The following is a 25896-nucleotide window of genomic DNA, read 5'->3' on the forward strand; positions in this document are numbered from 1 at the left end:
CCGTCACCTGCACAACCTTACGAAGCGAGGAAGCGAAGATGGCACGTGCGGTCGGTATCGACCTCGGCACGACGAACTCCTGCGTCAGCGTTCTCGAGGGCGGTGAGCCCACCGTCATCGCCAACGCTGAGGGGTCGCGGACGACTCCTTCGATCGTCGCGTTCGCCCGTAACGGCGAGGTGCTCGTCGGTGAGGTCGCCAAGCGCCAAGCTGTGACCAACCCGGACCGGACGATCCGGTCGGTCAAGCGGGAGGTCGGCACGAACTGGTCCGTCGACATCGACGGCAAGAAGTACACCCCGCAGGAGATCTCGGCCCGGACGCTGATGAAGCTCAAGCGGGACGCCGAGGCGTACCTGGGCGAGCAGATCACCGACGCGGTGATCACCGTTCCGGCCTACTTCAACGACAGCCAGCGCCAGGCCACCAAGGAGGCCGGTGAGATCGCCGGCTTCAACGTGCTGCGGATCGTCAACGAGCCGACGGCTGCCGCCCTGGCGTACGGGCTGGACAAGGGCTCCAAGGAGCAGACCGTCCTGGTCTTCGACCTCGGTGGCGGCACCTTCGACGTGTCGCTGCTGGAGCTGGCCGAGGGCGTCGTCGAGGTCAAGTCGACGAGCGGTGACAACCAGCTCGGTGGCGACGACTGGGACCAGCGGATCATCGACCACCTGGTCAAGACGTTCCGTGGTGAGCACGGCATCGACCTCTCTCAGGACAAGATGGCCCTCCAGCGGCTCCGCGAGGCCGCCGAGAAGGCGAAGATCGAGCTGTCCGCCGCCACCACCACCAACATCAACCTGCCGTACATCACCGCCGGCGCGGCCGGCCCGCTGCACCTCGACGTGACGCTCAGCCGCGCCGAGTTCCAGCGGATGACGCAGGACCTGCTGGACCGTTGCAAGGGCCCGTTCGAGCAGGCCGTGAAGGACGCCGGGATCAAGATCTCCGACGTCGAGCACGTCATCCTCGTCGGCGGTTCGACCCGGATGCCCGCCGTGACCGACCTGGTCAAGCAGCTCACCGGTCGCGACCCCAACAAGGGCGTCAACCCGGACGAGGTGGTCGCCGTCGGCGCCGCGCTCCAGGCCGGTGTGCTCAAGGGCGAGGTCAAGGACGTCCTGCTGCTCGACGTGACCCCGCTGAGCCTGGGCATCGAGACCAAGGGCGGCATCTTCACCAAGCTGATCGAGCGCAACACCACCATCCCGACCAAGCGTTCCGAGGTCTTCACCACGGCGGACGACAACCAGCCGTCGGTGCTGATCCAGGTGTTCCAGGGTGAGCGGGAGATCGCGGCGTACAACAAGAAGCTCGGCACCTTCGAGCTGACCGGCCTCCCGCCGGCGCCGCGCGGCGTGCCGCAGATCGAGGTCGCCTTCGACATCGACGCCAACGGCATCGTCAACGTGCACGCCAAGGACCTGGGCACCGGCAAGGAACAGAAGATGACGATCACCGGCGGCTCCTCGCTGCCGAAGGACGACATCGAGCGGATGCGCCGGGACGCCGAGGAGCACGCGGAGGAGGACAAGCGCCGCCGCGACGACGCCGAGACCCGCAACGTGGCCGAGGCGCTCCAGTGGCAGACCGAGAAGTTCCTCGCCGAGAGCGGCGACAAGCTGCCCAGCGAGAACCGCGAGCAGCTCAACGAGGCGCTCGGTGAGCTGCGTGGCGCCCTCGGCGGTCAGGACATCGAGAAGATCAAGTCGGCGCACGAGAAGCTGGCGCAGGTCTCCCAGCAGGCCGGTTCGCTGCTCTACTCGTCTCAGGCCGAGCAGGGTCAGCAGCCGGGTGCCGAGCCCGGCCCGGGTGCGACCGGCGCGACTGGCGCGACCAGTGCGACCGGCGCACAGGCCGGCGGCCCCGACGACGTGGTCGACGCGGAAATCGTGGACGAGGACGGCAAGAAGTGACTGTCGGCCTCCGACACGTTTCCACCGCGAAGGGGATGAGGTAGCCGCATGACGCAGAAGCCACGAGCCGCCGACCCGGGCGACACCGGGTCGACGCCGGGTGGCTCCGCGACCACGGAGCCGACCGGCGACGGGGAGCGGGTCGTCATCCGCAACAACCGCAAGCTCGTCGACACCGCCGAGCCGGAGGGGACCGCCGCCGACGCGGAGACCGGTGTGCCGGCCGAGGGTCTGGTCGAGGACGCCGAGGTCGTGGTCGACGAGATCGAGGTCGAGGTCAACTCCACCGACGGGCCGGAGCCGTCCGGTCCGCCGGTGGTGGACGCCCCGGCGCAGCCGGTGGACGGCGGCGGCGCGGGCATCTCGCTCGGCGCCGAGCTGGAAGCGCTCCGGGCCGAGCTCGACGAGCGGACCAGGGACCTGCAGCGGGTGTCGGCGGAGTACGCCAACTACCGCAAGCGGGTCGACCGCGACCGCAGCCTCGTACAGGAGCAGGCGACCGGCTCGGTGCTGGCCGCGCTGCTGCCGATCCTGGACGACCTGGACCGGGCCCGGGAACATGGCGACCTGGTCGGGCCGTTCGGCACGGTGGCGGAACAACTCACCACCGCGCTGGGCAAGTTCGGCCTGAACGCCTTCGGCGAGCAGGGCGACCCGTTCGATCCGACCCGGCACGAGGCGGTCGCGCACCAGACCTCGGCCGACGTCAGCGAGCCGACCTGTGTACAGGTCATGCGACGCGGCTACCAGCTCGGTGAGCGGCTGCTGCGCCCCGCGCTGGTCGCGGTCGCGGATCCGGAATAGTGCCAGACAGTGACCGGGCCGTCCCGCCCACCGCTCAGCGGTGGGCGGGACGGCCGGGCCACCAGGGTCGGAAGGAGGTGGACCGGTGAGTTCGAAGGACTGGATCGAGAAGGACTTCTACGCCGTGCTCGGCGTGGACAAGGCCGCCTCCGCGGATGACATCAAGAAGGCGTACCGCAAGGTGGCCCGGGAGTCGCACCCGGACCACAACCCGGGCGACCCGAAGGCCGAGGAGCGGTTCAAGGCCGCGTCCGAGGCGTACAACGTGCTCTCGGACAGTGGTCGCCGTCGCGAGTACGACGAGATGCGTTCGCTCTTCGGCTCGGGCGCGTTCCGGCGCAACGCCCGGGGCGGGGGTCAGCCGGGCGGCATGCCGTTCGACGTGTCCGACATGTTCGGCGGCGGCGGGGGCGGTGACCGTCGCTTCGGCGGCGCCGGCTTCCAGGACCTGTTCAGCTCGATCTTCAGTGGCGGTCAGGCCGGTGGGCAGGCCGCACCACGCGGTCCGGCCCGTGGTCGGGACGTGGAGACCGAGGTGGCGCTGGACTTCGGCGACGCGGTGCGTGGGGTGACGCTGCCCCTGACGCTGCGCGCGCCGGGGGTCTGCGACACCTGCCACGGTAACGGGGCCAAGCCCGGCACCCAGCCGCGTACCTGCCCGGTCTGTCATGGTGCCGGCGTGACCACCCGCAACCAGGGGTCGTTCAGCTTCTCCGAGCCGTGCCGCAACTGCCAGGGCGTCGGCACCGTGGTCGAGGAGAAGTGCCCGGAGTGCCACGGCAGCGGCGGTGTCACCAAGACCCGCACCATGAACGTGCGCTTCCCGGCCGGTGTGGCCGACGGTCAACGCATCCGGCTGGCCGGGCGTGGCGAGCCGGGCGAGCGCGGTGGCCCGGCTGGCGACCTCTTCGTGCACGTCAAGGTTCGGCCGGACGAGCTGTTTGGGCGTACCGGGGACGACCTGACGCTGACCGTGCCGGTCACCTTCGCGGAGGCCGTGCTCGGCACTGACCTGCGGGTGCCCACGCTCGACGGTGCGATGACCCTGCGGGTGCCGCCGGGAACGCCGAGCGGGCGGGTGCTGCGGGCCCGGGGCAAGGGTGTGGTCCGACGCGACGGGCAGGCCGGTGACCTGCTGGTCACGCTGGACGTGGTGGTGCCGGCCCGGTTGTCGGACGAGGCGCGCACGGCGCTGGAGTCGTTCGCCGAGCAGACCCCGCCGGCAGCCCGGGAACATCTCGACGCACGGGTGCGTCGAGTCAGTTAGTCCGGTGGAATGGACGCGGAGGTGAGCGGGATGTCGGGCGAGTTCCTCGGTTCGGGCGACCCTGCCTACGAGGCCAAGGTGCTGATGATCTCGGTAGCGGCACGGATGGCGGGGATGCACCCGCAGACCCTGCGCCAGTACGACCGACTGGGGCTGGTACAGCCCGGCCGGGCCGCTGGTGGCGGACGTCGCTACAGCGTCCGCGACGTGGTGCTGCTGCGCGAGGTGCAGCGGCTCAGCCAGGACGACGGGATCAACCTGGCCGGCGTCAAGCGGATCATCGGGCTGGAGCGGCTGCTGGAGCAGGCGCAGCAGCGGGTGGCCCGGCTGGAGGCGGAGCTGGACGCCGCGTACCGCCGCGTGGCGGAGCTGGAGTCGTTGGCCCGCTTCCCGGGCCGGGATCTGGTGCCGACCAACCGCACCTCGACCGCCCTGGTGGTGTGGCGCCCCCGCCGAACGCCCGATCGCTGACCTGCCACTCACCCGGATCTGTCTTTTCGGCCCGGACCGCGCTGGATTCCCGGCGCGGTCCGGGCCGCTTCGGTTAGCCTGTCGATAAGGGTCCAATCCGCTTAATCCGGACCTACCGACATGGCGAGGGGGAGCGATGGCGGAACCGGCGAAGAAGGTGGCCCAGCAGACCGAGGACCGGTTGGAGAACCTGGCCGAGACCGTCCGCGAGAAGTTCGACAAGGTGACCGAGGGGACCTACCGGGACCGGATCATCGGGGGCCGGTTCGCCGAGGACGGCGACCACGCCGGCGAACCTGGCCGAGCCGAGACGGAACGCAAGCAGGATTGACCGGTGACCGACGTGCGGGCCGGGACCCACGGGGGGTCCCGGCCCGTTCGCCGTAATCGGCGGTCCCAGCCCGCGGCCGTAATCGGGGGTCCCAGCCCGTTCGCCGTTATCGACCGCGGACCGGTGACGCCGCCTCCTGGGCGTCGGGCCGACGCGCAGGTCCTTTCGAGCTGAATCGTTTACGACATCACGTCACACCTCTGCTTTGACCGACCTCGACCGATCCTGGTCGGGCTGGGCGAAGCGATCCTGGCCGGGCCGCCCTCGACCGATCCTGGTCGGGCTGGGCGGAGCGATCCTGGCCGGGCCGGCCTCGACCGATCCTGGTCGGGCGATCCTGGCCGGGCTGGGCGTGAATCGTTTGCGACATCAGCTCCAAAGGGCCGCGAACAGCAACGCCACCCCGCAGCCGCTGGCGAGGGAGCCGCTGGCGAGGGAGCCGCCTGAGCGGTCTCAGCCGAGGCGGCGGTTCTCGCGGACCAGGCCGCCCTCGCACCAGTCCCGGTAGATGAAGAGGTCCGGTCGGGCCAACAGCACCCGGCCGTTGTGCGCCCAGACCTTCATCAGTTCGTCGCCGTCACGCTCGGCCTGTTCGACGAGCTTGCGGAAGCGGCGCTTGGGGTGGGCGCGGAAGTTCGTCCGGATGCCGTCGGCCGCGTAGATGTAGAGGCAGTGCAGCGCGAAACGTCGGGCCGGGCAGCTTGGATCCATCGCCAACTCGAAGAGCGTCAACACCAGCCGGTCGCCGGAGACCAGCAGGTCCCAGTCCGGTGGCATCGAGGCCAACGGCACCGAATCGGGCTTGTACGCCCAAGCTCGCAACTCCGCCGGAGTCGGATCGACGGGGTTGGCGAAGCCGTGGAACGTCGACTCCTGCACGCTCACCGGCCAACCTTCCGCTCTCGCCCGCGTTTGGCAACGCTGCCTGCGGACCCTGGCTGCTGGGGCGAAACGGTAACCCGCCGTCGGGTGCTGCGGTAGTACCCGTGAGGAGCAATTCCGCAACCGTTGGCATGGGCGGGTCCACTGCATCGACGGCCCAGCCGATGATGCTCCTATGACAATCCATGTTCGACGGTTACAGAGGGGCGCCCAAGCCCAGTTTGTCGAGGGGCTGGAGTGGCTTTTCGCCCCTCCCGGCAGCCGTCCCGTGGATTGGGACCGCGACCGCGCCGTCGAGCGGACCGCGCAATTGCTCGCCCACGAAGACGTCGCACTCTTCGAGGCGCGATCGGATGAGGATCAGTTGGTCGGCGTGGCCAGCGTCTACGTGGACATCATCTCGGTGCGCTTCGGCCGTCGGGCTTCGATCGAGGATCTCGCTGTGCATCCCGAGTGGCGTTCCCGGGGTGTCGGCTCCAACCTCCTGGCGGCGGCCAGGGCGTGGGCGCACGAACAGGGCGCCGACTACGTCTTCCTGGAGTCCGGCCTCGCCCGGACCGAGGCGCACCGGTTCTACCGTCGCGAAGGTGCGACCCACGCCGCCGCGGCGTTCAGGTGGAGCTCAGAGCGCTGAGTCGACGACCGGGATCGGTTCCCGCCGTTGGGCCGCCGCGCGGTTGCGCAGCCACCGCTTGAACCACGGGAAGTCCGGCAGCCGGGCCAGGATCGGCCCGGTCACCACGGTGATCAGGACGTACGTCGCGGCCAGCGCTGCCAACCGCGGCTCGACGCTCCCGGCAGCCACCGCGAGACCGGCGATGACGATGGAGAACTCACCTCGGGGTACGAGTGCCAGGCCGGTCCGCCATCGACCGGGTTCCGCGATGCCGACCCGGCGGGCGGCGAGGTAACCGGTGAGCGTCTTCGTCGCCATGGTGACCACTGCCAACGCGAGCGCCGGCAGTAGCACCGGCGGGATGTCCTGTGGGTTGGTGACCAGGCCGAAGAAGACGAAGAACACCGCCGCGAAGAGGTCCCGCAGCGGCGAGAGCAGCTCGGTCGCGTGGTGCGCCACCGGGCCGGAGAGCGCGATGCCGACCAGGAACGCGCCGACCGCCGCCGACACCTGAAGCTTTGCCGCGAGCCCGGCGATCAGCAGGGTCAGACCGAGTACGCCGAGTAGCAGCGCCTCCGGGTCCTTCGCCGACAGGGCCGAGGAGATCAGGTGGCCGTACCGGATGGCGACCACCAGCACGAGCAGCACCGTGCACACCGCGACGGTGAGTGCGATGCCGCCACCGAGCAGGCCGGTGCCGGCCAGCACCGCGGTGACCAGTGGCAGGTAGAGCGCCATCGCCAGGTCCTCGATCACGAGGACCGAGAGGATCACCGGGGTTTCCCGGTTACCGAGTCGTCCCAGGTCGGCGAGGACCTTGGCGATCACGCCGGAGGAGGAGACCCAGGTGATGCCGCCGAGCACCAGGGCGGCGACCCAGTCCCAGCCGAGCAGCAGGGCGAAGGCCGCGCCGGGCAGCGCGTTGAACACGCCGTCGATCAGCCCGGCCGGGGCTGCCGAGCGGAGGTTGCCGACCAGTTCGTTGGCCGAGTACTCCAGACCGAGCATCACCAGCAGCAGGATGACGCCGATCTCGGCGCCGACCGCGAAGAACTCCTCGCTGGCCGCGAGCGGGAGTAGCCCGCCGTGCCCGAACGCGAGCCCAGCGAGCAGGTAGAGGGGGATGGGCGAGAGGCCGAAACGCCGGCTCAGCCGGCCGAGGAGCCCAAGCAGCAGTAGCAGCGCGCCGACTTCGACGAGCAGAGTGGTGGAATCGTGCATCCGCCTCAGCCGTCCGGGTCACTGTCGGCGAGGATGGCGGACACGCCGTCGAGACCTCTACGGGTCCCGACAACGACCACCACATCGCCGGCCGCGAAGCGGAAGGAGGGGAGTGGCGAAACGATCACTTCGCCTTCGCGCAGCACCGCCACGATGGAGGCGCTGGTGCGGGTACGCGCCTTGGTGTCGCCGAGCTTCCGATTCACGTACGGCGAGCCGGCCGTGATCGCGATCTGCTCGGTGAGCAGACCGGCGGCCTGCTCGCGGAGCCCGGAGAGCTGGCCGAGCATCAGCGACGCGCCGAGGATGTCGGCCAGAGCCTCGGCCTCGTCATCGGTCAGCGGAATGTCCGACTGGCAGGCGTCGGGGTCGTCGGGATCGTAGAGAACGAGATCACGGCGGCCGTTGCGGTGGGAAACGACGCCCAGGCGGCGTCCGGACTCCGTCACCAGATCGTGACGTACCCCGATCCCGGGTAAGGCGGTCTGCTCGACACGTACTCGCACCCTCCAAGGCTACCGCTTCATGAACAAAGCGCAGATCTTGGAGGGACAGCCCTCCTCGGGCCTGCCCGGACGTAGCTCAAAGGCCATGATCGACTCGATTTCATTGAAGTCGGGGTATCCGGCGCGGCGGGACGCCCCGACTTCCTGAAAGCCGAGTGGATCAACCGCCCCGGGCGCCGAGGGCAGGGCGCGCCGGGGCCGGGGGCGGCCACGCCAGGCACCGGGGGCGGACGCGCCGGTGCCCGCGTCGGCAGTGCGGCGCGGGCACCCGGAGACGCCGTGGTCAGCGGAGGCTGGCGAAGAATTCGCGGATGTCGGCGACCAGCACCTCGGTGGCCTGGTGTGCCGCGTAGTGGCCGCCGACGTCGCCCCGGCCGTCGACGTCGGTCTCGTACGCCGTCCACCGGACGATGTTCGCGTGGTCCCGCTCGGCGAAGGGGCGGATGGACTGGAAGTCTCCGGGGAACATGGCCAGCGCGGTCGGAGTGGTGGTCGGCTCGGTCGGCGGCTCGCCGGCGTGTGCGTCCTCCCAGTAGAGGCGGATCGCCGAGGCGACCGTGCCGGTGAACCAGTAGAGCGCCACGTTGGCCAGGATGAAGTCGGCGTCAAGGCTCTCGTCGAAGAGTTGGGCGTTCCAGGCGAGCAGCCCCACCGGCGAGTCGGCCAGCGCGAACGCCAGGGTCTGCGGCTGCTGACTGTGCACCTGGTTGAAGGAGAACTTGTTCTCGTAGAACCACTGAAGGTGCCCGAGCGCGGCCTGGTCCACCTCGGAGAGCCCGGCGAACTCGGCCGGGTCGCCGGAGGGGAACGAGAAGAGTTGTGTGACGTGTACGCCGAGCACCCGCTCCGGATCGACCCGGCCCAGCTCCGGCGCGATCATCGAGCCGGCGTCGTTGCCGACCGCGCCGTAGCTGTCGTACCCCAGTCGGTTCATCAGCTCGGCCCAGGCGCGGGCGATGCGGAACCGGTTCCAGCCTGCGCCGCGGGTCGGGCCGGAGAAGCCGAAGCCGGGCAGTGACGGGACGACCACGTGGAAGGCCGGCGCGTCCGGGTCGGTCGGCTCGGTGAGCGGGGCGATCACGTCGAGGTATTCGAGCACCGAGCCGGGCCAGCCGTGGGTGAGCACCAGCGCGGTGGCGTCCGGCCGGGATGACCGGACGTGCAGGAAGTGGATCTGCTCGCCGTCGATCTCGGCGACGAACTGCGGGTGAGCGTTCAGGCGGGCCTCGACGGAACGCCAGTCGAACCCGCCTCGCCACCGGTCGACGAGCTCGCGCACCCGGTCGGTGCTCATCCCGTACGAGTCGCCGGCGCCGGGTAGGTCGGCGGGCCAGAGGGTGCGGTCCAGCCGGGCGGCCAGGTCGTCGAGGGCGGTCTGCGGGATCTGGACGCGGAAGGGGCGGATCGCGGTGTCGCTCATGCTGAACTCCTTCGGAACGGAATGTTTCGTTCTGCAGTCACCATAGCAGAGCGGAACGATCCATTCCACTGTTAGGCTGGGGGCATGTCAACGACTTCCGGCAAGACGCTGGGCGGTCGCCGCGCCCAGGCCGCCCGCAACGACGAGGTCATCCTCGAAGCCGCCCGCGCCGTCTTCCTCGACGACCCGAAGGCCCCGATCGCCGCCGTCGCGGAGCGCGCGGGTGTCGGCATCAGTGCCCTCTATCGGCGCTACGCGGGCAAGGAGGACCTGCTGCGCCAGCTCTGCCACGACGGGCTGCGCCGGTACGTCGCGGAGGCCGAGACCGCCCTCGACGAGCCGGACGACTGGGCCGCGTTCACCGGCTTCCTGGCCCGGGTGGTCGACGCCGACGTGCACTCACTCACCGTCCACCTGGCCGGCACCTTCACCCCGACCGAGGAGATGGGCCGGGACGCGATGCGCGCCGGCGAGTTGGCCACCGCCCTGGTCGACCGGGCCCACGCCAGCGGGCGGCTGCGCCCCGACGCTGTCGTACACGATCTGGGGTTGTTGTTGGAGTCGTGCGCCGCGGTCCGCGTACCCGATCCGGAGCGGACCCGCCAACTGCGCCGCCGGCAGCTCGCGGTCCTGCTGGCCGGCCTGTCGTCGGTGCCGGACGCGGACCCGCTGCCCGGCCCGCCCCCGGCGGCCGGCGAGTTCGACTGGCGGTGGCGGCTCCGGGAGTGATGGGCGTCACGCGCTAAGGTTGAGCGGAATACGCTCAACTCTGGTTGTGTCCAATCCAGTGGACAACGCCGATCCGGGGGAGCCCATGAACACCGAAAGACTCACCACCAAGAGCCGCGAAACCATCACGGGCGCTGTCGCGCTGGCCAACCAGCGTGGTCACGCCACCGTGGAGCCCTGGCACCTGCTCCTGTCACTCCTGGACACCGACGGCTCGACCGCCACCGGCCTGCTGCGCGCCGTCGGGGCCGACCCGACCGAGCTGCGCCAGGCCGCCCAGCGCGCGGTCGACAACCTGCCGGCCGCGCGCGGCTCCAGCATCGCCGAGCCGACGTTGGCTCGGGAGTTCGTCAACGCCATCGGCGCCGCCGAGCAGATCGCCCGGCCGTTGGGCGACGAGTACACCTCCACCGAGCACCTGCTCGCCGGTCTGGCCCGAGTGGGCGGAGCGGTGTCCGGCGCGTTGAAGACCGCCGGTGCCACCGAGGAGGCCCTGGTCGCCGCCTTCCCGACCGTGCGCGGTGGGGACCGTCGGGTCACCACCGCCGACCCCGAGCAGACCTACCAGGCCCTCACCAAGTACGGCGTCGACCTCACCGCCAGCGCCCGGGACGGCAAGATCGACCCGGTCATCGGCCGGGACTCCGAGATCCGTCGGGTCATCCAGGTGCTCTCCCGGCGTACCAAGAACAACCCGGTGCTGATCGGTGAACCCGGCGTCGGCAAGACCGCGATCGTCGAGGGCCTGGCTCAGCGGATCGTCACCGGCGACGTGCCCGAGTCCCTGCGCGACAAGAAGCTGATCTCGCTGGACCTCGGCGCGATGGTCGCCGGCGCGCAGTACCGGGGCCAGTTCGAGGAGCGGCTGAAGTCCGTCCTGGAGGAGATCAAGAACTCCAACGGGCAGGTCATCACGTTCCTCGACGAGTTGCACACCGTCGTCGGCGCCGGCAAGGGCGAGGGCTCGATGGACGCCGGCAACATGCTCAAGCCGATGCTGGCCCGTGGTGAGCTGCGGATGGTGGGCGCCACCACGCTGGACGAGTACCGCGAGCACATCGAGAAGGACCCGGCGCTGGAGCGCCGTTTCCAGCCGGTGCTGGTCGGTGAGCCGACCATCGAGGACACCATCGGCATCCTGCGCGGGCTCAAGGAGCGCTACGAGGTGCACCACGGCGTACGGATCACCGACGCCGCGCTGGTGGCCGCCGCGACACTGTCCGACCGTTACATCACCGACCGGTTCCTGCCGGACAAGGCGATCGACCTGGTCGACGAGTCCGCGTCCCGGCTCCGGATGGAGATCGACTCGCGTCCGGTCGAGGTGGACGAGATCGAGCGGGCGGTCCGCCGCTTGGAGATCGAGGAAATGGCCCTGGCCAAGGAGCCGGACGCCGCCTCGGCCGAGCGGTTGGAGCGGCTCCGCAAGGAGTTGGCCGACAAGCGTGAGCAGCTCACAGTGCTCTCCGAGCGTTGGCAGACCGAGAAGAGCCACATCACCAAGCTCTCCACCGCCAAGGAGGAGTTGGAACGCCTCGGCGGTGAGGCCGAGAGGGCCGAGCGGGACGGCGAGCTGGAACGCGCCGCCGAGCTGCGCTACGGCCGGATCCCCGCACTGAAGGTCGAGCTGAAGCAGGCCGAGGAGGAGCTGGCCCAGCTCCAGGCCGACGGCGCGATGCTCAAGGAGGAGGTCGGCGCGGACGACATCGCCGCGGTGGTCGCCTCCTGGACCGGCATCCCCGCCGGTCGCCTGTTGGAGGGTGAGACGGCCAAGCTGCTGCGGATGGAGGAGTCGCTGGGCGGCCGGGTGGTCGGCCAGACCGAGGCGGTCGGCGCGGTCTCCGACGCGGTACGCCGTGCCCGGGCCGGCATCGCCGACCCGGATCGCCCGACCGGCAGCTTCCTCTTCCTCGGCCCCACCGGTGTCGGCAAGACCGAGCTGGCCAAGGCCCTCGCCGAGTTCCTCTTCGACGACGAGCGGGCCATGGTCCGCATCGACATGAGCGAGTACGGCGAGAAGCACTCGGTCGCTCGCCTGGTCGGTGCCCCGCCCGGCTACGTCGGTTACAACGAGGGTGGTCAGCTCACCGAGGCGGTGCGCCGACGGCCGTACTCGGTGGTGCTGCTGGACGAGGTGGAGAAGGCCCACCCGGACGTCTTCGACGTGCTGCTCCAGGTGCTCGACGACGGCCGGCTCACCGACGGCCAGGGCCGCACTGTGGACTTCCGCAACGCGATCCTGATCCTCACGTCCAACCTCGGGTCGTCGGTGATCAGCGACCTGACGCTCGCCGATGAGCAGCGTCGGGAGGGCGTGCTGGCCGTGGTCCGGTCGCACTTCAAGCCGGAGTTCCTCAACCGGCTGGACGACATCGTGGTCTTCGCCTCGCTGCGCGGGGACGACCTGCGCTCCATCGTCGACATCCAGTTGAACCGGATGCGGCGACGGTTGGCCGATCGCCGGCTGGGTCTGGAGATCACCGATGCCGCCCGGGATTGGCTGGCCGAGCACGGCTACGACCCGATCTACGGTGCGCGCCCGCTCCGTCGTCTGGTCCAGACCGCAATCGGAGACCAACTGGCGAAGGCCCTCCTGTCCGGTCAGATCCGCGACGGCGAAACGGTGAAGGTGGATCGCGCGACCGAGACCAACACCCTCTCCGTAACCGCCGCCTGATCCGTCGCACCCGGGCCGATCCCGCCTCGCAGGCGGGGTCGGCCCGACCCGTTCTCCGCCCCACCGGCGCTCCATCGGCACGCTGCGTAGCTGCCGCATCACCAGAAAATGATGTGTTTCTCCAGGTGCGCGGGGTTGTTACCGTTCCCGCCGACGCACTTGGGGAGGTGGTCGGCATGAATGGTCCCGTGGCGTACCTGGTGACGACGCTGGGGTGTCTGATCGGAGTCGCCGGGGTCGTGGTGGCGGTGGTGGCGCTGCGCAAGGGCCGCAAGGCCGCCCGGCCGGCGGCACCCGCAGACCCGTTCCGGGACACCGACAGTGACGCGCTCCGCGGCGACCCGCGCAGGCTCAAGCCCGGCGACATCGTCGAGATCCGCCGGGTGTCGTACGCGGTCCGGGGCTCGGTGCATCTGAATGAGGGCGGCTGGAGCTGGGCCGAGCACCTGCTGGACACCGTCGAGGGCGACAAGCGCTGGCTCTCCGTGGAGGAGGACCCGGACCTGAAGCTGGTGCTCTGGACCGCCGAGCCGGCCGCCACGATCACCCCGGGTGCGTCCACCCTCGACTTTGCCGGCCGTCGCTACGCCTCGGAGGAGTCCGGTCAGGCCCGCTTCACGGCCACCGGCAGCACCGGCCTCGACCCCAGTGGCACCCTTCGATACCACGACTACCGGGCCCAGGGCGGCGAACGGCTTTCCTTCGAGGCGTACGGCCAGGCCGGCTGGGAGGTCGCCCGGGGCGAGCAGTTGCACCGCGCCGACGTGATGGTGTACCCGCAGGCCGGGCCGGAGGCCAGCTGACGTGTTGGTGAGCCTCCACACCCCGTACGTCGACACCTGCGCTGCCGACTTGAGCCTGGCACTCGGTGGCCCGGAGCGGCCCGCGTTGCACGTCCGCGACCTCACGCTGCCCGGGGACGTCCGGCTGCGGCTGCGCCTGCTCGGCGCGTCCCACCAGGTCGTGCTGGCCGAACCCGGCGGTGCGGCCGGACTCACCGAGACGGTCGCCTGCCTGCCTGGTCGGCCGCCGCACCTGCCCGGCGCCCTGCACGACGAGGCGGGCGGCTACCGCTTCACCGCCAGCGTGCTGCGCCCCGCCGACGGGGAGTTGCACACCCGGATCGCCGGGCTCCGCGCCGACCTGGCCGACGACCCGTACGCCCTGGTCGGAGTCTTTCCCGGTGACCCGGACGCGGTCACCGCACTGGCCGTGCGCACCGACCCGCCGCACGGGTCGGTCGGCTGGCGTACCTGGCACGCGTACCCCCAGACCAATGAGCTGGTCCTGACCGAGACGGTGGTGGCACTGCGATGACATACCGACGCTGGTTCGTGGTGGGCGCGGCGGTGGCCGTGGTCGGCGTGCTGGTCGCGGCCTTCGCGCTCGTCAACGGCACCTTCTCCCCGCGCGCCTACGTGCAGGACAGGTATTCACGAGCGGCCAGCCGGGACATCGGCCGGGAAGCGACCGCGTACACCTCGTCCAAGTCACCGACCACAGTTGCCGAGGAACTGACCGACGCGTGGAAGCCGTCCGACCGGTACACCGACGGCAGCGGCGTCTACCTGCGCTATGACGACGACTCGGTGGTGATCCTGCCGATCGCCGCCGGCTCGGTGATCCTGCTCGAGGACATGGACACCGCTCACCCCCGCTACCACTCGACCGTCGGGTCGTACTGGGGTTGGGGACGCGGCAGCAGCGTTCGGGGCGGCGGCCCCGGCACCGGCAAGTAGCCCGACGCCCGACCCCTTCACCTGGAGCCCCTCCGTGCAGAACCTCGTCACCGATCTGCTGGCCACCCTCGCCTTCGGCGCGGTCGGCGTCGTCCTCATGGGCGTCGGCTACGCGCTGGTCGACCTGACCACCCCCGGCAAGCTCCACGAACTGATCTGGAACGAGCGCAATCGCAACGCGGCGCTGCTGCTCGCGTCCAACCTGCTCGGCGTCGGCACCATCGTGGTCGCGGCGATCGTCGCCAGCGACGACGACTTCGCCCTGGGGCTGGTCGGCGCGGCGGCGTACGGGATCGTCGGCCTGGTCATCATGGCCGCCGCGTTCCTGCTGCTCGACGCGGTGACCCCGGGCCGGCTCGGCGAGCTGCTGGTCGACCCGGAGCCGCACCCCGCCGTGTGGGTGTCGGCAGTGGTGCACCTGGCCACCGGCGCGATCATCGCCGCCGCGATCCTCTGATGACCGGGGGTCCGCGACCGGGCGGTGCCGGCCGGCCGTACCCGGGGCGGCCATGAGCACCGGGGCGCCGCCGGTGGTCGACGGCGGCACCGAGGCCCGGCCGCACTGGCGGCTGGCCCGCGCGGCGGTGCTGGTCGCGGTCTTCGTCTGCGCCGCCTGCGGGCTGGTCTACGAGCTGGCCCTGGTCGCGCTCGGCAGCTACCTGATCGGCGACACCGTCGGGCAGGCGTCGATCGTGCTCGGCGTGATGGTCTTCGCGATGGGGGTCGGCGCGCTGGTCGCGAAGCCGTTGCAGCCCCGGGCCGCCGCTGCGTTCGCGGTGATCGAACTGACCCTGGCCCTGCTCGGTGGTCTGTCCGTGCTCGGCCTCTACGCCGCCTTCGCCTGGCTCGACCTGTACGGCCCGGCGCTGGTGGGCACCGCCTTCGTGCTGGGCCTGCTGATCGGCGCGGAGATTCCGCTGCTGATGGTGATGCTTCAGCGCATCCGCGAACAGGCCGCCGGCAGTGCGGTGGCCGACCTGTTCGCCGCCGACTACGTCGGCGCGCTGCTCGGCGGGCTCGCCTTCCCGTTCCTGCTGATCCCCGTCTTCGGCCAGCTCAAGGGTGCCCTGGTGGTCGGCGCGGTGAACGCGGTGGCCGGTCTCGCCCTGGTCTGCACGGTGTTCCGGAGGGAACTGAGCCGCAGGGCCCGGCTCGTCCTCGGCGCCGGCTCGGTCGTGGTCGCGCTCTGCCTGGGGTACGCCTGGGTGACCGCCTCCGACTTCGAGGTGACCGCCCGGCAGCAGCTCTACCGGGACCCCGTTGTGTACGCCGAACGCTCCCGTTACCAGGAGATCGTGCTGACCCGGTCGGTACGGGAGGTCGGCCACGCCGACACCGACCTGCGGTTGTTCCTCAACGGTGATCTCCAGTTCAGCTCGGTCGACGAGTACCGCTACCACGAGGCGCTGGTGCATCCGGCGATGCGCGGCCCGCGTGGCGACGTCCTGGTTCTCGGTGCCGGCGACGGCCTCGCCGTCCGGGAGATCCTGCGGTACCCGGACGTCCGCCGGGTGACAGTGGTCGACCTCGACCCGGCGGTGGTGGCGCTGGCCACCACCGTGCCGCAGCTGCGGGCGCTCAACGGCGGCTCGCTCGACGACCCCCGCGTACGGGTGCTGAACACTGACGCGTTCGGGTGGCTGCGTACCGCCGCCGAGCGCTTCGACGTGGTGGTCGCCGACCTGCCCGACCCGGACGAGACGGCCACCGCCAAGCTCTACACCGTCGAGTTCTACGCGCTGATCAGGTCGGTGCTCGCCGAGCAGGGACGGCTGGTGGTGCAGTCCGGCTCGCCGTACTTCGCGCCCCGCTCATACTGGTCGATCGATGCGTCGGTGCGGGAAGCCGGCTTCGCCACAGTGCCGTACCACGTCGACGTGCCGTCCTTCGGCGACTGGGGTTTCCTGCTCGCCACGGCGGGAACCGTCCCGCCGGTGCTGGAACTGCCGGCCGACGCGCCCCGGCTGCGTTTCCTCGACCCGGGCGTGCTGCGGGCGGCGGCGGCCTTTCCCCCCGACCGCGCCCGCCTGAACGTGCCCCCCAGCACCCTCCTCCAACCGAGGGTCCTCGACTACGCCCGCACGGAGTGGCGCGGCTACTGACCCCACCATCTGGCGCCTGAACACGGTGGCTGTGTCAGGAGAGAGTCCGCTCATGGCGCAAACCTCTTGATCAACGGGGTGGAGTGGGTGCGGACGGGGAAAGGGTGGAGGCATGTTTGGGATGCGGAAGGCTTGGGAGCGCGAATTGGGCGCCGCCGTCGACGAGTTGGTGGCGGCTGACACGCTCGCCTTTGGTGGGGTGGGGATCGCGGGCACGCTGTTGCCGGTGACCGAGGCGTACCACCGGGTCGAGGCGGCCCTCAGCGATCACCCCGAGGAGGTACGCCGCCAGCTCGACCGGGTGCTGGCAGACGGCACACCCGCCGGCCGGGCGTACGCGGCCACGCTGCTGGAGCGGGTCGACCCGGAGGCGGCCCGAGCGGCCTGGACGTCGCTGCGGGACGACCCGAGCGAGTTCACCACCTTCGTCGGCTGCGTGATGGACCGGGAGACCCTGGGCACCTACGCCAGTCGGCGGCTCGCCGCAGCATGATCCATTCGCCGTCAGCTGAGCTGTCGGCCACAGCGCGGGCCTTCCTGGTGCCGAGGGTTGTTACCGTCTGCGCCGACGTACCTGGGGAGGTGGTCGGGTGGACACGCTGGTGACGTGCCTGGTGGCGGCTGTTGCCGTACTCGCGGTGGTCGTGGTCGTCGTGTGGGCACGCCGACGGCCGACGGGCCGGCCGGACGGCCAGCCGGCGGAGCCACCGCGCGACGGCCCGCTCCGCCTGACCCCGGGCGACAGCGTGCGGATCCGCGAGCGGGAGTACGCGGTGAGAGCCACGATCCGTCTGGTCGAGGGCGACTGGAGTTGGGTGCAGCACCTCCTCGACGGCGACTCCGGCACCCGCCACCGGCTCTCCGTGGAGGCCGGCCTCGAACTCGAGCTGGTGTTCTGGACCGCCGAACCGGGCGCGACCGTCACCCCGGGCGCCCCGACCATCGAACTCGGCGGGCGGCGCTACACGTGGGCCGAGACCGGGCAGGCGCGTTACACCGCCACCGGAGAGACCGAGTTGCCGTCGACCGGGACGATGCGCTACCACGACTACCAGTCCGGTGCCGCCGCGCGGCTCTCCTTCGAGGCGTACGGCGAAGAGGGCTGGCAGGTCGCCCGCGGTGACCTGCTCGACCCCGCCGACCTGGCGATCCTCCCGCCCCGTTCCTGACGCCACCGAGCCGGACCGGGCGGACGCGCCGGGCTCGTCACGGCATGCCGAACTGGCCGGTTGTCGATACGGTGTGGGCGCGATCTTAGGGAAGGAGAATCGTGGTCGATTCCCAGAGCACGCCGGCCCGTCAGCGGCCATCCATTGTGTCGATTTCCAGTTACCTGCTCTTCCTGTTCCTGGCGCTCCAGGTGATCAGTCTGATCATCACGCTCAGCACCTTCGGCAAGACGCGGGACGCGCTCCGTGCGGCGTACGCGGACAGCGCCACCGATGGTGACCAGGTGGCCGACGTCTTCGCCGTCGTCGGCATCGGCGGGAGCATCGTCCTGCTGCTGCTCGCGGTCGTGCTGGGCGTGCTGGCCCTGTTCAACAACCAGGGCCGCAACGGCGCCCGGATCACCACCTGGATCGTCGGCGGCATCATGGTCTGCTGCGTGGGCGGTGGCCTGCTCAGCAACGCGGCCGGCGGCTTCAACACCGGTGGCGGGACCACCGGCGACGGGCCGAGCCCCGAGGAGATCCAGCGCCGCCTGGAGGAGGCCCTGCCCTCCTGGGTCACCCCGGTCAGCCTCCTGCTCGGCGTGCTCAGCCTGATCGCGCTGATCGCGGCGCTGGTCCTGCTGGCGCTGCCCAAGGCCAACCCGTTCTTCCGCAAGCCCACCGCGGGCTGGGAGCCGCCCACCCCGGGCGCCAGCTACCCGGGCCACCCGCAGGCGCCCGGTCAGCCGGGTTATCCGCAGGCATCGGCTGAGCCGGGTTATCCGTCGAGTGGGGAGCCGAGCTACCCGCCGCCACCGACCGCGAACCGGCCGGACGACACGCCGCCAACGGACCGGCCCGGGTCAAACCCGCCGCCGACCAGCTGACGGCTCGATAAGCACGACGCCGACGATCCCTCCGAGTAGGTTGCAACCCGACGCCTACCGGAGGGATTCGTCGTGTCGTACCCGGAATCGGCACCGGCCCGCCGGCCCGCCGCCGTCCTGTCGGCCGTGACCGTGCTGTCGGTGATGGCTGTCGCCGCGCTCGCGTACGCAGTGGTCGACCTGGTGGTGCTGGGCGGCACGGTCGACGCGTTCCGCTCCGCCGCCCGCGACACCTCGGCGAGCCCGGAGCAGATCGACGACGTGGTGACTCTGCTCCGCGCGTCCGCGGTGCTGTCGGCGGTGGTGGCGGTGCTCTCCGCGCCGTTGCTCGCCGGCCTGGCCCTGGGGCTGCTGACCGGTCGCAACGGTGTCCGGGTGGCGACCTGGGTGGTCAGCGGGCTCGGCCTGCTCGCCGGCTGCTGCAGCGTGGCGGTGGTCGTCGGCGAACGGTCCGCGCCACTGCAACTGGGCTCCGGCGAGCAGGCTCTCGCCGAGTTGCTCGGTCTGATCGGCGACGCGTACCCGTCCTGGTGGATCCCGCTCAACGCCGGGCTTTCCGTCGCACAGGCGCTCGGTTACCTTGTAGTAGCTATGCTGCTGGCGCTGCCGGCGGCGAACAGCTGGTTCGGCCGCCACCGCTCCACGGCACCAACCGCACCGCCCATGTTCACGCCCGCCCCGCACCAGCCCCCGTCGGCGCCGCACACGCCCCCGTACCCGCCCAGGTGAGGACCACTTCGTGACGCTCGACCCCACGACTGCCGAGCGCCGAGCCCTGATCACCGGGGCCACCGCCGGCATCGGCGCGGCGTTCACGCGACGACTGGCCGCCGACGGCTGGCACCTGGTGCTCGTTGCCCGCGACGCGGCGCGGCTGACCGAGTTGGCCACCGAGCTGGGTTCCACGTACGGGCGCGAGGTGGAGACGATCCCGGCGGATCTGTCCACCGACGACGGCTGCGCCACCGTGGAGCAGCGGCTCGCCGACGGCAGCCCGGTGCACCTGCTGGTCAACAATGCGGGGATCAGCCTGAACAAACCGTTCCTGCGCTCCACGGCGGAGGACGAGGCGCGACTGTTGCGACTCAACGTGCACGCGGTCATGCGTTTGACCCTGGCGGCGCTCCGATCGATGACTGAACGGCGAAATGGGGCAGTGATAAATGTCTCTTCGGTCGCCGGTTTCGGTACGGCCATGCCCGGATCGACGTACTCGGCCAGCAAGGCGTGGGTCACCAACTTCAGCGAGTCCGTCGGGCAGTCGGCGCGGCCGTTCGGCGTTCAGGTGATGGCCCTCTGCCCCGGTTACACCCGCACCGAATTCCATCAGCGGGCCGGCATCAACATGTCCAAGACGCCGGAGTGGCTGTGGCTGCGGGCCGAGGATGTGGTGGACGAAGCCCTGCGTGACCTGCGCAAAGGCAAGATGGTCAGCATCCCGGCGTGGAAGTACAAGGTGGTCGTCGCCGGCATGCGACACGCGCCGCGGCGGCTGCTCCAGGCGGTCGCGCGGGACACCCGCGGCCGGATCGGTCGCGACGAGCGCTGAGCTTCGACCGGCCCGTCGACCCCCAGGCGGTGGTGGGACGGCGTTGGCGCGCCGCTGTCGGGCCAGTTGCTGAGCGTAGTCGAGCATCGCCAGTCATCGGTTCCCCTCCGGGCTGATCAGGGTGGACCCCGCACGCGGCGTTCAGAGTTGCGCAGTAACCTCTATCGCCATGGGGGACCACGACGACCTGCGTAAATTCATTACCGACCTGGCTGTGGTCCACGGGCGGGTCGTGCTCTCGTCGGGGCGCGAGGCAGACTGGTACGTGGATCTGCGGCGCGTCACGCTCCATCACCGGGCCGCTCCTCTGGTCGGCCGGGTGATGCTCGACCTCACCGCCGACTGGGAGTTCGACGCCGTTGGGGGCCTCACCCTGGGCGCGGACCCTGTCGCGCTCTCGATGTTGCACGCCGCCGCTCCGACCGGCCGGGCCCTGGACGCCTTTGTGGTGCGCAAGGCGGGCAAGGCTCACGGTCTTCAGCGGCGGATCGAGGGACCGGAGGTGGCTGGCCGCCGAGTGTTGGCGGTGGAGGACACATCCACGACGGGCGGAAGTGTTTTGACCGCTGTCGAGGCGCTTCGCGAGGCCGGGGCGGAAGTCGTGGGCGTTGTGGTTATTGTTGATCGAGGCGCCGGCGACGCGGTGCGAGCCGCCGGATTGCCGTACCGGGCGGCCTATACGTTGGCTGACCTCGGCCTTGTGGCGTAAAAGTCTGCCGATTCGGATCTGCTGATATGCAGGCGGATCGATGCTGCTGGTGGAAGGATGGAATACGTGGGAACTGCGTTGGCCGAAATGACTATGCCTCAGATCTCGCCGCTAAACGGCGAGCCGATCGAACGTGCCGATGCCGAGCGTCTCGCCGGGGTCCTCAAGGCCCTTGCTGATCCTGCTCGGTTGCGGCTGCTCAGCCTGATCCAGTCGGCCCCCGAGGGCGAGGCGTGCGTCTGTGACCTGACGGCGCCGCTCGGCCTCTCTCAGCCGACGGTCAGTCATCACCTGCGCATCCTCACCGAGGCTGGCTTGTTGCAGCGGGAGAAGCGCGGTGTCTGGGCGTACTACAGCCTGGTCCCGAGTGCGATCGCGACGATCGCCGACCTGCTGACCCCGCCGCGTAAGCGGGCCACCAAGAAGGCCCGCTGACGTAGGCACTACACGCCGTCCCGAGCCGGGGCGGCGTCCGGTGGCGAGCCAGGGGTGGCGCCACCGGTGGTTGACACCTGCTCGTCCCCGGTCGCACCACCGGAGGCCGGGTTCGACATGCCGACGGCCGACCCCCTTGCCAGGGGGCCGGCCGTCGTCGTACCGCTCAACGGTCCTGACCGTGCTCCGGGCGCTGATGGCCGTGCTGGTGCCCGTCGTGGTCGAACGCCTCGCGGGCCGCCTCCACGGCACCAGCGGCACTGGCCGCCGCGACCACAGCGACCGCCTCGCCGCGCTTACGAGCCCGCCTGTCGCGCAGGAACTCGAAGAAGATCGGCAGCACCGAGATCAAAATGATCAGGGCCACCACCGGCAGGATGTAGCGGTCGATCTTGTCGCCGATGGCCTGGTAGATCTGCTCAGCCAGCAGGTAGCCGATCAGCAGGATGCCGTCCACCCAGAGCACCGCGCCGACGATGTTCCAGAGCAGGAACTTCCTGGCCGGCATGCCGAGCGCGCCCGCGACCGGGTTGAGGAACGTCCGGACGATCGGAATGAAGCGCGCCAGCACGACGGCCTTCGCCGGGCCGAACTTCTGGAAGTAGTACTCGGCCTTCTCCACGTACTCCTTCTTGAAGAGTCGCGAGTTCGGCCGCTCGAACATCGGCCGGCCGTACCGCGCGCCGAGCCAGTGCCCCAGCTGGGCGCCGGCGATCGCGCAGATCGGCCCACCGATCAGCAGGCCGGCAAGCGAGAGGCGGGTGCCGTCGCCGAAGATCGCGTCCGCCACCGGTGACGAGGCGACCCCGGCGAGGAACAGCAGCGAGTCACCCGGGAAGAAGAAGCCCACCAGCAGGCCGGTCTCGGCGAAGAGGATCACCCACACGCCGATCAGCCCGAAGGTCTGCAACAGATCCTTGGGATCGAGCGGGTTCAGGGCGACGCTCTCCACGAGAGCGCGGGTCTTCTCAGCTGTGTCCACGGCCACAAAGGGTACCGAAGCCCAGGGCCCCGGCCGCGCCGGACCGGCCCGTCACCACCCGCCCGCGTCGTGGGGTCCGACGACAGAGTCCCCGCGCCCTGGGGTCCAACCGACAGCGTCCCGGCGTCGTGGGGTCCAACGACGGTGCCCCGCCGACCGTGGTGGTCGACGGGGCACCGGTGGTGCGGGATGGGTCAGGCGACGAAGCGGGTCCGGCGGCGCTTGGCCACCAGGTAGCCGCCGGCGCCCGCGGCGAGCAGCAGCGCGCCGAGGCCGGCGATCAGCCCGGTGGACTGACCGGTGATCGGCAGGGTGCCGCCGTCACCGTCACCGTCGCCACCGCCCGTGCCGCCGGCCACGTTGACCAGGATCTTGGCGACGTCGTTGGCCGGCTTCAGGTCCTCGGTGAAGCCGTCGCACTCGCACTTGGCGTTGATGGTGACGGTGCCCGCCGCGTTCTCGATCACCTTGTCGATCCGGAGGCCGATGTCGACCAACTGCTTCTCACCGACACCGATGAAGATGTCCGGGTAGCAGCGGTAGAGCTTCGCGCCCGGCTTGCCGGCGTTCTCCCAGTCCTGCTCGTCGCCGTTGAGCGGCGCGCAGAACTCGGGAACCTCGACTGCGGTGGTGCCCGCCGGAACGGCGATGTCGATCTTGGTGACCGGCGTGCCCGAGCGGCCGAAGTCCAGAGCGGCCGGGCCGTCGTTGCGGACTCCGACGGAGGCCGTGACCACGTCGCCGGCCTTGCCGGTCAGCTGGCCGCCGACCGCCACCAGGTCCGTGCCGTTCTTGCCGGTGACCTTGACGTTCATGCCGGACCAGTTGTTCATCGGGTCGGTGTCAGCCTGGAAGCCGCGCGCCCCCATCTCGGACGGGACCTCCGGAAGGCTCAGGACCGGACCGTTACCGGGCTTCCCAACCGAGATGCCCCCGGCCTGGAGGTAGGCGTTGAAGTCCTCGAACTCGGCGATCGTCATCCAGTTGTAGTAGCCGTACTCGCTGCCCGGCGCGTAGGTGTCCTTGCCGAGCACGTAGGACAGCGAAACCGAGCGGGCCTTGCCGGCGGCGGTTACCTCGTCGAAGGCGCAGGTCCGCAGGTGACCGTCCTCGTAGGTGCAGTTGCTGTACTGCTTGTCGGGGCGGATCGCGTAGTCGAGGTCGAAGACCGCGACCGCTCCCTTGGCGGTGGTCTTGCCAGCGTTGCTGAGCGTCAGCGGAGCGCTGAACGTGCCGCCAGGAGCGGACGAGATGTTGGTTTCCTCGCCCGGGGCAGCCAGGTCGACGCCCTCGCCGATCCGCAGCTTGGCGGTGTGGCTGGCCGGAGCGAGGCCTTCGGCGCTGACCGTGACCTTGAGGTTGCCGGTGTCGCCGTCGGCAGCCTTCGCGGCCGGCGTCAGGGCCACCTCGAAGAGGCCGCCGAAGGCCCACTCCTCGAGACCGATCTCGAAGGGGTCGGTGCAGACCAGAACGCCGGCCTCCGGCGACTTGCAGTCGAAGCTCGACGATTCGGGCTTGACCTGGACGACACCGCTCAGGTCCCGGTAGTCGTAGGTGACAGTGAGGCCTTCGACCACCACCGGCTCGGAGGCGAACAGGAGGGGGGAGTCGATCTTGCCTTCGGACTCCGCAGCAATCGTGGTGTCGCTGAAATAGACGCCCAGTTCGATGGGCGCCTCCGGGGCGGCGACGGCCGGGCTGGCGGAGGCAGCGACGAACGCGCCTGCTACGCCCAGTCCGGCGAGCCAACGCCGGGTGGAGTGGGTGAGCATGAGGGGGTTCCTCCAGTTGGGGGATCAGGTGGAGCCTGCGGATCTTAAGGAATCGCTAAGGCTGATTGCAGCCCTCGGAGCCGTCCACTGGATAAGACCAACCAAAAGGTTGATCAGAGTCACCGCAACGTTCGGTCGGTCCGCTTCCGTCATCTGTGGCAGGAACCCCCGGGAGGTGCAGTGACGTACGAGGAGTTCGCGGACGCGCGGCTGGCCCCGCTACTGCGGTACGCGGTGATGCTGACCGGCGAACCACACCAGGCTCAGGATCTGGTCCAGGAGACCATGGTCCGGGTCCAGCTCAACTGGCGTCGGGTCGCCCGCGCGGACTCGCCCGAGCGTTACGTACGCCGGATGCTCACCAACCAGTACGTCGACTGGCGGCGCGGCTCGTGGGTGCGCCGAGTGCTGCTGCGCGGGGAGCCCGACGCGTCGGTGCCGTTGTCCACCGACCACGCCCAGTCCGCCGTGGACCGGGACCAGGTCTGGTCCTGGCTTTCCCGGCTGCCTCGTCGGCAGCGGGCTGCTCTGGTGCTGCGCTACTACGAGGACCTGCCCGACGTCGAGATCGCCGACATCCTCGGCTGTGCCGTCGGGACCGTCCGTTCGTCCATCTCCCGGGCCCTGGCCACGCTCCGGGCCGAGTACGTGGAGGCGTGAACATGATCGAGGATGACCTGCGTGCCGCGTTCGCCCGGCACGAACCGTTGACCCCGTCGACCGGCCCGCTGCGGGTCGCGATCGACCGGCTCGCCGCTGTCCGCCGTCGTCGCCGGCAACGGTTCCAGGCCGCTGGTGTCACGCTGGCCCTGCTCGGCGCGCTCGGAGTCGGGGTGCCGCAGCTGCGACCCGATCGACCAGCTGCGGATCCGTTGATGTCGGGAAAACCGGCTGACGCGCAGTCCGGGGCGCTGAATGTCCTGCTGCTCGGCGTGGACGGATTGGGCGAGCAACCGCCGTACCGGTTGGCGGACTCCGTCCTGCTGGTGCACATCCCGGCGGACCGGAGCCGGCCGTACCTCATCTCGTTGCCGCGCGACCTGGAGGTGTCGATCCCCGGCCGGGGGATCGACAAGCTGAACAGGGCGTTCCACAGCGGTGCCGGCGAGCCCCGGCCCGACCTGGACGCCGGCTACGACCTGACCCGCCAGGTGGTCGCCGACCTGACCGGGGTACGCGTCGACGCCGGCGCGGTGCTGACCTTCGCCGGGCTGCGCCGGATCACCGACGCTGTCGACGGGGTGGAGGTCTGCCTACCGAAGGAGGTTCGTTCCTGGCACACCCGCCGGGTCTTTCCGGCCGGCTGTCAGCGGCTCGACGGAGCTTCCTCCGTGGACCTGCTGCGGCAACGGCGGTACCTGCCCGATGGTGCGTTGGACCGGGACCGTAACGCCCAGCGCTATGTCGCCGGGTTGATCCGAGCGGCGGTCGCCAAGGAGGTGCTGACCAATCCGGTGCGGCTCAACGCACTGCTGTCGGTCCCCGGTAAGGGTCTGGCGGTCGACGACGACGGCCTGCCACTGACCAGGCTGGTGGCGGTGCTGCCCAAGCTGAAGAGCGTCGACCCGGTGGGGCTCAGCCTCCCGGTCGGCCAGCCGGTGGATGACCGTACGCTGCTGCCGCTGGACCCGAAGCAGGGCCGGGCGTTCCTCGCCGCTCTGCGCGAGGATCGGTTGGCGCAGTGGGTGGCGCAGCACCCGGAGCAGGTCAACCCCGCACGATGACGGACG

The 25896-nt window shown here is 70.4% G+C and carries 28 protein-coding genes; 22 read left to right on the forward strand and 6 right to left on the reverse strand.

Annotated features, from left to right (window positions below; genetic code table 11):
* The first annotated feature begins 38 nt into the window (after positions 1-38).
* The 5 genes from dnaK to ACFYP0_RS30525 all read left to right on the forward strand — a co-directional run bounded on the left by dnaK (position 39) and on the right by ACFYP0_RS30525 (position 4789).
* Entirely contained in the window at positions 39-1916 is a 1878-nt protein-coding gene (dnaK, locus tag ACFYP0_RS30505; RefSeq protein WP_355502623.1) for a molecular chaperone DnaK, read from the forward strand.
* Between the two features lie 48 nt (positions 1917-1964).
* Positions 1965-2720, forward strand: coding sequence for a nucleotide exchange factor GrpE (grpE, locus tag ACFYP0_RS30510; protein WP_124853544.1), 756 nt, complete (start codon positions 1965-1967; stop codon positions 2718-2720).
* Positions 2721-2805: 85 nt separating this feature from the next.
* Entirely contained in the window at positions 2806-3987 is a 1182-nt protein-coding gene (gene dnaJ, locus ACFYP0_RS30515; RefSeq protein WP_124853543.1) for a molecular chaperone DnaJ, read from the forward strand.
* Positions 3988-4017: 30 nt separating this feature from the next.
* On the forward strand, positions 4018-4458 hold the full coding sequence (locus tag ACFYP0_RS30520; RefSeq protein ID WP_030332087.1) for a heat shock protein transcriptional repressor HspR: 441 nt from the start codon (positions 4018-4020) through the stop codon (positions 4456-4458).
* A 136-nt stretch (positions 4459-4594) separates the two neighbouring features.
* Positions 4595-4789 (forward strand): hypothetical protein, encoded by a 195-nt coding sequence (locus ACFYP0_RS30525; protein ID WP_356975655.1) that lies wholly within the window; start codon positions 4595-4597, stop codon positions 4787-4789.
* Positions 4790-5242: 453 nt separating this feature from the next.
* Here ACFYP0_RS30525 and ACFYP0_RS30530 read toward each other — a convergent pair whose 3' ends face one another.
* Positions 5243-5674, reverse strand: coding sequence for a hypothetical protein (locus tag ACFYP0_RS30530; RefSeq protein WP_124853542.1), 432 nt, complete (start codon positions 5672-5674; stop codon positions 5243-5245).
* 265 nt (positions 5675-5939) lie between these two features.
* On the opposite strand from ACFYP0_RS30530, the gene ACFYP0_RS30535 reads away from it, so the two are divergent.
* Positions 5940-6305 carry a GNAT family N-acetyltransferase gene (locus tag ACFYP0_RS30535; protein ID WP_356975657.1) on the forward strand — a complete coding sequence of 122 codons (366 nt, stop codon included), beginning with the start codon at positions 5940-5942 and terminating at the stop codon, positions 6303-6305.
* On the opposite strand, the gene ACFYP0_RS30540 is transcribed toward ACFYP0_RS30535, so the two are convergent.
* From ACFYP0_RS30540 to ACFYP0_RS30550, 3 genes are all read right to left on the reverse strand, one after another.
* Positions 6294-7508, reverse strand: coding sequence for a cation:proton antiporter (locus tag ACFYP0_RS30540; RefSeq protein ID WP_124853540.1), 1215 nt, complete (start codon positions 7506-7508; stop codon positions 6294-6296). The two genes, ACFYP0_RS30535 and ACFYP0_RS30540, sit on opposite strands and share 12 nt — an antisense overlap.
* Before the next feature lie 5 nt (positions 7509-7513).
* The gene (locus ACFYP0_RS30545; RefSeq protein WP_030332098.1) at positions 7514-8014 is read right to left on the reverse strand and encodes a cation:proton antiporter regulatory subunit; all 501 of its coding nucleotides are present in this window, start codon (positions 8012-8014) and stop codon (positions 7514-7516) included.
* Between the two features lie 283 nt (positions 8015-8297).
* Positions 8298-9434 (reverse strand): epoxide hydrolase family protein, encoded by a 1137-nt coding sequence (locus ACFYP0_RS30550; protein ID WP_356975660.1) that lies wholly within the window; start codon positions 9432-9434, stop codon positions 8298-8300.
* 84 nt (positions 9435-9518) lie between these two features.
* Here ACFYP0_RS30550 and ACFYP0_RS30555 point away from each other — a divergent pair, with 84 nt between their 5' ends.
* From ACFYP0_RS30555 to ACFYP0_RS30620, 14 genes are all read left to right on the forward strand, one after another.
* Positions 9519-10163, forward strand: a complete 645-nt coding sequence (locus ACFYP0_RS30555) for a TetR/AcrR family transcriptional regulator (RefSeq protein WP_355495725.1) — start codon at positions 9519-9521, stop codon at positions 10161-10163.
* Positions 10164-10248: 85 nt separating this feature from the next.
* Complete coding sequence (clpB, locus tag ACFYP0_RS30560; RefSeq protein ID WP_355495728.1) at positions 10249-12840, forward strand: ATP-dependent chaperone ClpB; 2592 nt, start codon at positions 10249-10251, stop codon at positions 12838-12840.
* 176 nt (positions 12841-13016) lie between these two features.
* On the forward strand, positions 13017-13643 hold the full coding sequence (locus ACFYP0_RS30565; protein WP_356975663.1) for a DUF4178 domain-containing protein: 627 nt from the start codon (positions 13017-13019) through the stop codon (positions 13641-13643).
* Between the two features lies 1 nt (position 13644).
* Complete coding sequence (locus ACFYP0_RS30570; protein WP_386998389.1) at positions 13645-14157, forward strand: DUF2617 family protein; 513 nt, start codon at positions 13645-13647, stop codon at positions 14155-14157.
* Positions 14154-14579 (forward strand): DUF4247 domain-containing protein, encoded by a 426-nt coding sequence (locus ACFYP0_RS30575; protein WP_355495733.1) that lies wholly within the window; start codon positions 14154-14156, stop codon positions 14577-14579. The genes ACFYP0_RS30570 and ACFYP0_RS30575 overlap by 4 nt, the downstream gene beginning before the upstream one ends.
* Before the next feature lie 34 nt (positions 14580-14613).
* A complete protein-coding gene (locus ACFYP0_RS30580) occupies positions 14614-15036 on the forward strand; it encodes a DUF350 domain-containing protein (RefSeq protein WP_124853533.1) in 423 nt (140 codons plus the stop codon).
* A gap of 52 nt (positions 15037-15088) precedes the next feature.
* On the forward strand, positions 15089-16681 hold the full coding sequence (locus ACFYP0_RS30585; protein WP_355495736.1) for a polyamine aminopropyltransferase: 1593 nt from the start codon (positions 15089-15091) through the stop codon (positions 16679-16681).
* A gap of 112 nt (positions 16682-16793) precedes the next feature.
* Positions 16794-17174, forward strand: a complete 381-nt coding sequence (locus ACFYP0_RS30590; RefSeq protein ID WP_112725824.1) for a hypothetical protein — start codon at positions 16794-16796, stop codon at positions 17172-17174.
* 97 nt (positions 17175-17271) lie between these two features.
* Positions 17272-17850, forward strand: a complete 579-nt coding sequence (locus tag ACFYP0_RS30595; protein WP_124853308.1) for a DUF4178 domain-containing protein — start codon at positions 17272-17274, stop codon at positions 17848-17850.
* Positions 17851-17951: 101 nt separating this feature from the next.
* A complete protein-coding gene (locus ACFYP0_RS30600) occupies positions 17952-18719 on the forward strand; it encodes a hypothetical protein (protein WP_124853309.1) in 768 nt (255 codons plus the stop codon).
* Positions 18720-18791: 72 nt separating this feature from the next.
* Positions 18792-19448: a hypothetical protein gene (locus ACFYP0_RS30605; protein WP_355495744.1), complete on the forward strand. Its 657-nt coding sequence runs from the start codon at positions 18792-18794 to the stop codon at positions 19446-19448.
* A 10-nt stretch (positions 19449-19458) separates the two neighbouring features.
* Entirely contained in the window at positions 19459-20268 is an 810-nt protein-coding gene (locus tag ACFYP0_RS30610; protein ID WP_355495747.1) for an SDR family NAD(P)-dependent oxidoreductase, read from the forward strand.
* Between the two features lie 169 nt (positions 20269-20437).
* Complete coding sequence (gene pyrE, locus ACFYP0_RS30615; RefSeq protein WP_091396156.1) at positions 20438-20977, forward strand: orotate phosphoribosyltransferase; 540 nt, start codon at positions 20438-20440, stop codon at positions 20975-20977.
* 57 nt (positions 20978-21034) lie between these two features.
* The gene (locus ACFYP0_RS30620) at positions 21035-21412 is read left to right on the forward strand and encodes an ArsR/SmtB family transcription factor (RefSeq protein ID WP_030332125.1); all 378 of its coding nucleotides are present in this window, start codon (positions 21035-21037) and stop codon (positions 21410-21412) included.
* Between the two features lie 166 nt (positions 21413-21578).
* Here the strand turns inward: ACFYP0_RS30620 and ACFYP0_RS30625 are convergent, their stop codons facing one another.
* Together ACFYP0_RS30625 and ACFYP0_RS30630 are read right to left on the reverse strand one after the other, a co-directional pair.
* Entirely contained in the window at positions 21579-22400 is an 822-nt protein-coding gene (locus tag ACFYP0_RS30625; RefSeq protein ID WP_124853728.1) for a DedA family protein, read from the reverse strand.
* A gap of 188 nt (positions 22401-22588) precedes the next feature.
* Positions 22589-24166, reverse strand: coding sequence for an LPXTG cell wall anchor domain-containing protein (locus ACFYP0_RS30630; protein WP_124853727.1), 1578 nt, complete (start codon positions 24164-24166; stop codon positions 22589-22591).
* Positions 24167-24346: 180 nt separating this feature from the next.
* Between ACFYP0_RS30630 and ACFYP0_RS30635 the strand changes: the two genes are divergently transcribed.
* Both ACFYP0_RS30635 and ACFYP0_RS30640 read left to right on the forward strand, forming a co-directional pair.
* Entirely contained in the window at positions 24347-24826 is a 480-nt protein-coding gene (locus tag ACFYP0_RS30635; protein WP_355495754.1) for a SigE family RNA polymerase sigma factor, read from the forward strand.
* A gap of 2 nt (positions 24827-24828) precedes the next feature.
* Positions 24829-25890 (forward strand): LCP family protein, encoded by a 1062-nt coding sequence (locus tag ACFYP0_RS30640; RefSeq protein WP_355495757.1) that lies wholly within the window; start codon positions 24829-24831, stop codon positions 25888-25890.
* Positions 25891-25896: the final 6 nt, after the last annotated feature.

The organism is Micromonospora arida (assembly GCF_042873195.1).
GTDB lineage: Bacteria > Actinomycetota > Actinomycetes > Mycobacteriales > Micromonosporaceae > Micromonospora > Micromonospora arida.

Excerpts from the sequence above, each read along its gene's own strand:
- clpB (WP_355495728.1), top strand. The coding sequence starts at position 10,249 with ATGAACACCGAAAGACTCACCACCAAGAGCCGCGAAACCATCACGGGC.
- ACFYP0_RS30550 (WP_356975660.1), bottom strand. The coding sequence starts at position 9,434 with ATGAGCGACACCGCGATCCGCCCCTTCCGCGTCCAGATCCCGCAGACC.
- ACFYP0_RS30540 (WP_124853540.1), bottom strand. The coding sequence starts at position 7,508 with ATGCACGATTCCACCACTCTGCTCGTCGAAGTCGGCGCGCTGCTACTG.
- ACFYP0_RS30555 (WP_355495725.1), top strand. The coding sequence starts at position 9,519 with ATGTCAACGACTTCCGGCAAGACGCTGGGCGGTCGCCGCGCCCAGGCC.
- ACFYP0_RS30640 (WP_355495757.1), top strand. The coding sequence starts at position 24,829 with ATGATCGAGGATGACCTGCGTGCCGCGTTCGCCCGGCACGAACCGTTG.
- dnaK (WP_355502623.1), top strand. The coding sequence starts at position 39 with ATGGCACGTGCGGTCGGTATCGACCTCGGCACGACGAACTCCTGCGTC.
- ACFYP0_RS30620 (WP_030332125.1), top strand. The coding sequence starts at position 21,035 with ATGGAATACGTGGGAACTGCGTTGGCCGAAATGACTATGCCTCAGATC.
- ACFYP0_RS30520 (WP_030332087.1), top strand. The coding sequence starts at position 4,018 with ATGTCGGGCGAGTTCCTCGGTTCGGGCGACCCTGCCTACGAGGCCAAG.
- pyrE (WP_091396156.1), top strand. The coding sequence starts at position 20,438 with ATGGGGGACCACGACGACCTGCGTAAATTCATTACCGACCTGGCTGTG.
- ACFYP0_RS30590 (WP_112725824.1), top strand. The coding sequence starts at position 16,794 with ATGTTTGGGATGCGGAAGGCTTGGGAGCGCGAATTGGGCGCCGCCGTC.
- ACFYP0_RS30630 (WP_124853727.1), bottom strand. The coding sequence starts at position 24,166 with ATGCTCACCCACTCCACCCGGCGTTGGCTCGCCGGACTGGGCGTAGCA.
- ACFYP0_RS30565 (WP_356975663.1), top strand. The coding sequence starts at position 13,017 with ATGAATGGTCCCGTGGCGTACCTGGTGACGACGCTGGGGTGTCTGATC.
- ACFYP0_RS30585 (WP_355495736.1), top strand. The coding sequence starts at position 15,089 with ATGAGCACCGGGGCGCCGCCGGTGGTCGACGGCGGCACCGAGGCCCGG.
- grpE (WP_124853544.1), top strand. The coding sequence starts at position 1,965 with ATGACGCAGAAGCCACGAGCCGCCGACCCGGGCGACACCGGGTCGACG.
- ACFYP0_RS30575 (WP_355495733.1), top strand. The coding sequence starts at position 14,154 with ATGACATACCGACGCTGGTTCGTGGTGGGCGCGGCGGTGGCCGTGGTC.
- ACFYP0_RS30525 (WP_356975655.1), top strand. The coding sequence starts at position 4,595 with ATGGCGGAACCGGCGAAGAAGGTGGCCCAGCAGACCGAGGACCGGTTG.